The sequence below is a fragment of the Vibrio sp. 10N.247.310.17 genome (assembly GCF_041466605.1).
GTDB classification, from domain to species: domain Bacteria; phylum Pseudomonadota; class Gammaproteobacteria; order Enterobacterales; family Vibrionaceae; genus Vibrio; species Vibrio tasmaniensis_A.
Window position 1 is genome coordinate 1 of record NZ_JBFSTC010000141.1, and the last position, 7,817, is coordinate 7,817.

The 7,817-nt window shown below is 46.5% G+C and carries 5 protein-coding genes and 1 pseudogene; 5 read left to right on the plus strand and 1 reads right to left on the minus strand.

Annotated features, from left to right (window positions below; all coding sequences use genetic code 11):
• Nucleotides 1-53: 53 nt before the first annotated feature.
• Nucleotides 54-1,217, plus strand: a pseudogene (locus tag AB6D80_RS23400) (amidohydrolase); the annotation flags it as partial.
• Between the two features lie 101 nt (nucleotides 1,218-1,318).
• Here the strand turns inward: AB6D80_RS23400 and AB6D80_RS23405 are convergent.
• Nucleotides 1,319-2,524 (minus strand): MFS transporter, encoded by a 1,206-nt coding sequence (locus AB6D80_RS23405; protein WP_372189764.1) that lies wholly within the window; start codon nucleotides 2,522-2,524, stop codon nucleotides 1,319-1,321.
• A gap of 152 nt (nucleotides 2,525-2,676) precedes the next feature.
• Between AB6D80_RS23405 and AB6D80_RS23410 the strand changes: the two genes are divergently transcribed.
• The 4 genes from AB6D80_RS23410 (at nucleotide 2,677) to AB6D80_RS23425 (ending at nucleotide 7,608) form a co-directional block, all read left to right on the plus strand.
• Nucleotides 2,677-3,444 (plus strand): ABC transporter ATP-binding protein, encoded by a 768-nt coding sequence (locus AB6D80_RS23410; RefSeq protein WP_372189766.1) that lies wholly within the window; start codon nucleotides 2,677-2,679, stop codon nucleotides 3,442-3,444.
• Nucleotides 3,445-3,461: 17 nt separating this feature from the next.
• Complete coding sequence (locus AB6D80_RS23415; protein ID WP_017096909.1) at nucleotides 3,462-4,373, plus strand: iron-siderophore ABC transporter substrate-binding protein; 912 nt, start codon at nucleotides 3,462-3,464, stop codon at nucleotides 4,371-4,373.
• The gene (gene fhuB / locus AB6D80_RS23420) at nucleotides 4,373-6,370 is read left to right on the plus strand and encodes a Fe(3+)-hydroxamate ABC transporter permease FhuB (protein WP_372100491.1); all 1,998 of its coding nucleotides are present in this window, start codon (nucleotides 4,373-4,375) and stop codon (nucleotides 6,368-6,370) included. Before AB6D80_RS23415 ends, fhuB begins: the two co-directional genes overlap by 1 nt.
• 281 nt (nucleotides 6,371-6,651) lie before the next feature.
• Nucleotides 6,652-7,608, plus strand: coding sequence for a GntR family transcriptional regulator (locus tag AB6D80_RS23425; RefSeq protein ID WP_371707337.1), 957 nt, complete (start codon nucleotides 6,652-6,654; stop codon nucleotides 7,606-7,608).
• The last annotated feature ends 209 nt before the right edge of the window (nucleotides 7,609-7,817 follow it).

A 7,817-nucleotide genomic window follows, 5' to 3' on the forward strand; every position in this document is an offset into this window, starting at 1 on the left:
ACTACTTCTTCTTGAAGATAAAAGCGGCTTTCCCCGGAAAGCCGCGATGAACCTTAAAAATAGCCAGAATAAGCCAACAATCTCCTGATCCACAAGGTGGCGCTTATTTAAAAGACCAAGACAGCGGCAAGCTCAATGGCATCTTATTAGATAATGCTGGCGACCAAATTATGGAGATGGCGTGGAACAGCCAAAGCGAGCTCTTTGAACAAAGCTACCAAGGGTTAATGTTCGGACTTGAAGAAGCCGCTGCGCACGGCATTACCACCATTGGTGACGGCCGGATGTATTGGAAACGAGGTTGGTACGACGTTTGGCTAGAAGCGGAGCAAAACCAAGATTTGACGGCTCGCGTGTCATTACGCCCTTGGGTTTACCCATCAATGGCGATATCCTCTCAATTAGAAGTCTTCAAGAAGATGTATTCCGATGATGAAAGCCGTCTGTTGCTCGTTGATCAGGTAAAAATGTACAGCGATGGCATCTTCATTAACGGTACAGCAAAAACACTCGCGCCCTATTTAGATACCTATCTGCCACAGTCTCCCAATGGCCTAAACTACATTCCACCAGCACAGATGAAAGAGTGGCTAACCGCGCTCGATAAAATCGGTTTTAGTGCGCACATTCATGCGATTGGTGATGGTGCCGTTCGTGAATCTCTTGATGCGATAGAAAGCGTGCGTAAACAAGGTTCGCAAAAGCCTTATACCCTAACTCACATAGAGTTAATCAATGATGAAGACGTTCCCCGCTTCAAGCAGCTCAATGTCTCGGCGGACTTCCAAGTCGGTTCCGATTACGTAGCCAAACATCAACACCAATGGGCCGAAGCTTTCCTTGGTGCTCGCCGCGCCAAAGCCATGATGAACTTAGACGCGATACTTAAGACTGATGCCAATATCACCTTGAGCAGTGACTGGAACGTACACGACATCAACCCTCTAGTTGGAATCGCAAATAGCTTAATCATGGGTAAAACAGGCCTAACTGATATCTACACAGCTATCGACGCTTACACGCTCAATGCAGCAAAGAGCCTTGGTATCGAAGACGTCACAGGGTCTATTGAGGTTGGAAAATCAGCGGACTTCGCGATTCTCAACAAAGACATCACTACAGTATCGGCAAGACAAATAGCCAAGACTCAGGTGTTGATGACAGTGTTAAGAGGGGATGTGGTTTTCGAAGACGCTGCTTTCAAAGACATAAATTAGCAAACCAACGTTCGACACAAAGCCGTTTGCTACCAGTTAATTTGCTATCCGTTAGCTCACTTCCAATTGATTCACTAAAAAGTATCAGGGGAAATATAAGATTAAGCTTGCTCAGCGAGCTTGGTATTTCCCTTTATTTTTACAACATAAGTCGTCGCGAAAATCAGTAGAGAAAACAGCCCACATAAGTAGATGGGATACTGAGGGTTCAAGGTCGAAGTAAACGCTAGCATTGAAGCAACCCCGTAACCTAGGGTATGAGACATGGCGATATACCCTGCGGCTGCGCCCGGTGTACCACTTTGCTTTTCAGTGGCAAACAACGTGTAAGCAGGAACAAGCAACGCTGCACCAATCGCTGTCAGTACCATCGCCACAGCTAACGCCCACATACTGGGAATCAAGAACACTCCAAAGCCGACAAGCAGACCCAATGCCCCCCAACGGTACATAACAAACGGTGTCAGCTTTTCTTTTTTGATAACCAAGAGTTGAGTTGCAAAAGTACAGGCAGCACTGATAGTCAAAAGAATCCCGATCGTGTCACTTATTTGATCGGTAGGCCAACGGGTGATCGAATAGATCAGTGGAGAAAAACTGTATTGCAACAACGCGACAGCAGCACACAACAACAACCCGCAAGATAAAAAAGGCAGTAATGTTTTATTCGGTAACCAAGGTGCTTGCCCTATTCCTTCTGCCTTCCGAGTTTCTTCTTTAGGGGTTGGTAACAACATCGTGACAAGTAAAGCAACACACGGCAAAAAGATCATCACGATCAGGGGAGCAAAAGGCGATAACTTTAACGCTAAAATGGAGACCAAAGGCCCAATTAATCGACCAACACTTAGGCCAAGACTCACTGATGTAATAGCCTGTAAACGGTTCTTCTCACCACACAATAATATCGCCCAATGCTGACTCGCAGGCACCATTCCAGACACCGTACAACCATAAATAATTCGCGCGACCACCAGCCCAATCAAACAAAACACGAATGCCTGCCCCTGTTTGCTAAACATGGCGAAAAAACACAACAAAGCAAAGCTGATAGCCATGCCTATCAGTGCTTGAATGACGACTTTTTTCGGACCATATTTGTCGCTCTGCCTTCCCCAAAACGGCGCAGATGGCAGAAATAATATGCTTCCTATTGCGATAAGAATCGACCACGTAGGCAAGCTAAATGAAGACTGTTCCACAAGAAAAGGCAGGGAAACGAGTAAGCCGTTTTGCCCAATTCCCATAAGAGCCGAAGCAAGACCAATAGCCAATAGTTGAAATTTTTTATTTTGTATCACAGACATAAACTCGAAGGCGCTAGATAAGGTTGGTAGGTTCGTAGTGGGCACGAGCACATTACAATGATAAATAGATTGATTTAGCGAATAATTATCATTTTGATTTCACTGTGTTACATTAGCGGCTAGCAGCCCATAACTCAACTTCATATTGCATTATGTACACACTTACCAATGCCTCGTTCGAAATCGACGGTAAGAAAGTCCTTTCGCCAACGACTTTGACCTTTGAACCAAAGAAGATCACCACCTTGCTTGGCCATAATGGATGTGGCAAATCGACACTCATTAAACTGTTAAGTCGACAAAACACGCCAACAGAAGGTGACGTTTTCTTCAATGAGCAACCACTCGCCTCATACAGTAACCTTGAATTTGCACACCAAGTCGCCTACCTGCCGCAGCACCCACCGATTACTGATGGCGTGACCGTTCGTGAACTGGTTTGCTTTGGCCGTTATCCATGGAAAGGCGCATTTGGACGTTACAGCAAAGATGATTATGCCATCGTAGACGAAGCGATTGAGAAAGTTGGCCTTAACGCCTTTTCTGACCGATTTGTCGCGACACTTTCCGGCGGAGAAAGACAAAGAGCTTGGGTCGCCATGCTGCTTGCTCAGCAAAGCCAATGTATTTTGCTTGATGAACCAACCTCAGCACTCGATGTCGCGCACCAGCATGAATTGCTCGCTCTAATCAGAGAGCTTAATCAGTCACTCGGCTTAACCGTGATCATGGTGCTTCATGATGTCAACATGGCCGCCAAATTCAGTGATCATTTGATTGCGCTTCATTCTGGGAAAGTGATTGCTTCCGGTTCGCCTAACGATTTGATGACGCCAGAAACACTAATGCAAATCTACGGAATGGAGCTTGCGCTCTTTAAACACCCTGAGACAGGGCAACCTATCAGCTACATCCCTTAAATCAAAAGGAACCTGTTGTGAAAAAGTTCATCACCATGCTGTTCACAGTATTAGCTTTCAACGCCCTTGCTCTAGAGAGCGTTCACGCACTAGAAATCAAACATGAAATGGGCAGTGTCTCTTTCGATGCTACACCTAAAAAAGTGGTGGCTTTAGATTGGGCACTCACCGAAACCGTATTAAGCCTAGGCGTTGAGTTGCAAGGTGTGGCAGACGCACAAGGTTATCAGCAATGGGTGGTAAAACCTGCGTTAAATGCAGACGTGACAGATGTGGGATCTCGAAGAGAACCAAACCTAGAGCTACTAACAGAACTCAAACCTGACGTCATTTTAATCAGTGAGCATATGGCGGCGGCCTACCACCAGCTCAATAAAATCGCACCTGTCTTGGTTTACAGTGTCTACAGCAAAAAGAAACAACCTCTTGAATCCGCAACTTCGGTTACCCTCTCTTTAGGCAAGCTATTTAACAAAGCACAACGCGCCCAACAAGTGATTGATGAGACAAACAAGAGATTAAGCGATAATGGTGAAAAAATACGTGCCGCAGGCAACTCAGACAAACCACTGATTTTTGCACGCTTTATCAACGACAAAACCTTACGCATTCATAGCCAAGGTTCATTAGCGCAAGCCACCATAAGCAGCATGGGTCTTAAAAACGACTGGCAAGAGCAGACAAACCTCTGGGGTTTTACCACTACAGGTACTGAAAGGCTCGCTGAACACCAACAGACGAATGTGATGATCTTTGGCCCGCTAACGGAAGAAGAGCATAAGAAACTGACTCAATCTCCTCTTTGGCAAGCGATGGCGTTTACGCGTACAGACTCCGTTTACGAACTTCCTACCATCTGGACCTTCGGTGGGCTAATCGCCGCTCAAAGGTTTAGTGACCACATTACCGAACTGCTTATCCAAAAATAATGGCTACCGCAAAGATCGAAAAAACCGTCACCGGGCGATTCAGTATCAAGGCAGCGGCACTACCTGTCGCTGCTGTTTTGTTGATCAGCTCGCTACTGCAAATTACCGCTCCTTACTCGCAAGGGGTTGGCTTGATTTGGGATACGCTGTTTCACTTTGATTCTTCAAATTATCAGCATCTGATTACTCACCTCACCTATTTACCTAGGCTTACCGTCGCTCTCATTTGTGGTTTTGCACTGGCAGTCGCTGGGTGTGTGATGCAATTTGTACTGCGTAACCCCATTGCCTCACCTACCACATTGGGTGTTGCTGCGGGCGCAGAACTCGGCATGGTATTAGGGATCCTTTTAATTCCTGCTAACCTAGCTATCCCAGGGTTTATTCCCGCTTTCATTGGGGGCTGCCTTGCAACAGGCTTAGTTTTTACCTTAAGTTCTGCACGAGGCTTTTCACCATTACACATGGTGTTAGCCGGTATGGTGGTCAGCCTATTTTTAGGCTCACTCAACACCATGTTGCTCATGCTGCATGAACAACGGCTTACCAGTATTTTTGTTTGGGGTGCAGGTGTACTGAATCAGAATGATTGGTCGAGCGTGCAGGTTCTCATACCTTTAGTCTCGATCCCGACGCTGTTATTACTGGTTTTACAGCGTCCATTATCAGCGCTGCAATTTGGCGATAATGTCGCCACTTCGCTTGGTGTAAACATCAAACAAATCAAGTTGCTTTGCTTATCGTTGGCGATCTTTATTACTGCAGCCGTAGTCAGTGAAGTAGGCTTAATCGGATTCGTTGGCATTGTGGCTCCTGCTATCGCTAGGCTTATCGGTGTAAGAGCACTCGCGAAACAGATTCTGGTCAGCGGGTTGGTAGGCAGCTTCATTCTATTGATTGTGGATTTAGTGATTCAGCCCTTCTCTGGCTTCGGTGGCGAACTGCTCCCTACCGGCGCAATGACGGCGCTACTGGGTGCTCCTTTCTTATTGTGGTTACTGCAACGTACCAAGCTGCAATCCGATCTCAAAAACCGCAGTGAAACCATTGAGCACTACAAATTCGTCAGTACGCGTAAAGTACTGGCCGCGATGTCAGTACTATTGATGGCAATGTGTGTTCTTGCCCTTACAGTAGGTAAAAACCAGTTCGGTTGGAATCTTGAACTCAACCCATCGCTATTCGATCTGCGTCTACCGCGTGTATTAGTCGCGCTATTGGCAGGGATCGGGCTTGCGTTTGCAGGCACGATTATTCAACGCATCTCAAACAACCCAATGGCGAGCCCCGAAGTATTGGGGATCAGCTCAGGGGCTGCTCTGGCGTTAGTGCTCGGCACACTATTTGGCACAGCAGTCGGCCGAGAAGAGCAAATGCTGCTTGGTACACTCGGCGCAACTTCAGTGACTGCCGTGGTTTGGTTAATGGGAAGAAAACACAATTTCGCCCCAACGCAAACCTTGTTAACAGGCATCGCGCTAAGTGCAGGGCTCGACGCTCTACTGCGCATCACAATGAGCTCGGGTAATGAGAATGCAACCGCGCTCCTCACTTGGCTTTCAGGATCGACTTATTTAGTCGCGAATCAAGATGTCATTTTGCTCGCCGTTGGGGTTACCATCATCAGTGCAGTGGCGCTGTCTTTGAATCGCTGGATAGAGCTGATTAACTTAGGGGACGTCACCACAAGCAGCCTAGGTATGAACACAACCGCTGTTCGATTGGCTTTGCTTTTGCTAGTCGCGGCACTAACAACTCTGTGCACCATCGTCATTGGGCCATTAAGTTTCATTGGATTATTGGCGCCGCACATGGCGCGTTCGCTTCACCAATATCGCGCGATTCCTCAAATGCTCACTGCAGCATTATTAGGCGCTATCATCATGGTTGCTGCCGACTGGATTGGTCGTACGCTATGGTTCCCTTGGCAGTTCCCGGCAGGTCTATTAGCCTCTCTGATTGGTGGCGGCTACTTCCTCTATCTAATGAGAAAATAAGCACACACGAGAAATCACTTTCTCCGCTTAAAGCCCCGTTTGAAGCCTCTATTTGAAGTCGAGGCTTTAAGCGGGCTCTCTTCTTACCCACTCATTGACACACTTGCCAATAAAGCTATCAATAACCGATCAATTCCCAACGAACCCCTAAATTACCAACCAACCTATCCATTGCAACAGTTTGATTAACATTGTCTTTTGGTTACAAAAACACAACTTATGGTATTTAAGCCTTTTTGTGTTTACCATGGAATCAAGATTAAACACATACTCTGAGCGTCATGGACACAACGACAATTACAAAGCTCCAACAAAATTTGTTATTCAAGGTCATCGCGAGGCTAAAAGCCGACAACGCGAAAGCGGGAAGCAGCCTAAATGAATCATCTTTGGCGCAGCAATTCGAAGTATCAAGAAGCCCTATTCGAGCGGTGCTAAAACACTTGTCAGCGCAAGGCATCACTAAAGTCGTCCCTTATAAAGGGTCTGTATTACAAACCGATGCGGCAGATATCGAAATTTCAGGCCAAGACAACGACCAACAACCTCGCCAAGAACAATTATACCTGCGCGTACTCATGGATTTATTTTTTAGTGAGTTAGGTCAGTCGTTTTCCGAGAAAGACCTGCAACAACGTTATGATGCCAACCGTGGTGAGATGCAAAGCGTACTGCGCCTATTAGAAAACGATGGTATTTTTCGTCGCAGTCCAGGATACAAATGGCAGCTTGATGGTGTGTTGAACACCCTAGAAAGACACACCGAAAGTTATCGCTGTCGACTCATTTTCGAGCCTGCTGGCCTACTCGAACCAACATGGACACTTGATAACAGTGCAATTGAAAGCTGCCGAGATCGCCATGCTCAAGCGATTCAGACCCCAGAATCTGTCAACGCCAGTCAACTCTTTAGCCTCAGTGCTGAGTTTCACGAGCAACTTGCCGCATGTTCAGGAAATCGCTTCTTATTGAGCACCATGCAACAACATAATCGCCTACGTAAAGCGACAGATCTCGTCTCGATGCACATTCAATCTTCGGTCACTAAATCGTGCCAGCGTCGCCTAGAGATCATCGAATTGGTGCTCGAAGGTGACAACCAAACGGCCTCGACAAAATTAGCTCAGCTACTGGAAAATGACATTCGAGTCATGAAACGCACCTACAACGACGTAATGACGGTCTCTATGGAGCAGCGAGAAAGCTTAATCAACAGCATCATGGCAAAAAACAGTTAACTACGTGAGCAGTCAAATCATGGCTGCCCTTATCGTGTCCTTCTACCATCGAAAATACCATTCTGACTTCACGAACACACGAGGGCCTGTTTACCTTTCGTTGTTAAATTTTGTTTAAAAGATCAACAGGCCCTAATACCTGCACTTTCACACCTTCCCTATCTGGCAGGGTAGTTGTCACTGTTAAAATTTAACCAGTTTGGGCGATA

Bases quoted from the DNA above. Each gene is read 5' to 3' on its own strand.
- AB6D80_RS23410 (WP_372189766.1), top strand. From the start codon at position 2,677: ATGTACACACTTACCAATGCCTCGTTCGAAATCGACGGTAAGAAAGTC.
- AB6D80_RS23425 (WP_371707337.1), top strand. From the start codon at position 6,652: ATGGACACAACGACAATTACAAAGCTCCAACAAAATTTGTTATTCAAG.
- fhuB (WP_372100491.1), top strand. From the start codon at position 4,373: ATGGCTACCGCAAAGATCGAAAAAACCGTCACCGGGCGATTCAGTATC.
- AB6D80_RS23405 (WP_372189764.1), bottom strand. From the start codon at position 2,524: ATGTCTGTGATACAAAATAAAAAATTTCAACTATTGGCTATTGGTCTT.